This window comes from Desulfallas sp. Bu1-1 (genome assembly GCF_015594625.1).
In the GTDB taxonomy this organism is placed as follows: Bacteria; Bacillota; Desulfotomaculia; order Desulfotomaculales; family Desulfallaceae; genus JADNRQ01.
Genome location: NZ_JADNRQ010000113.1, coordinates 1 through 255, shown reverse-complemented (window position 1 = coordinate 255; position 255 = coordinate 1). Strand labels below are relative to the sequence as shown.

The window sequence follows — 255 nt, the reverse complement described above, 5'->3', positions numbered from 1 at the left end:
CAAGAAAAACCTCTAGCGAGGCAACAAGGTGCCCGTACCGCAAACCGACACAGGTAGGCGGGGTGAGAATCCTAAGGCGCGCGAGAGAACCCTCGTTAAGGAACTCGGCAAAATGACCCCGTAACTTTGGGAGAAGGGGTGCCCCGTTAGCGTGAAGGACTTTTACGTTTGGAGCGCGAGGGGGTCGCAGAGAAAAGGCCCAAGCGACTGTTTACCAAAAACACAGGTTCCTGCTAAATCGCAAGATGACGTATA

Annotated in this window: 1 rRNA gene; it reads left to right on the top strand. The window is 53.7% G+C overall.

Annotation, left to right across the window (positions count from 1 at the left end):
• Positions 1–255 (top strand): 23S ribosomal RNA (locus IT084_RS19180); the annotation flags it as partial.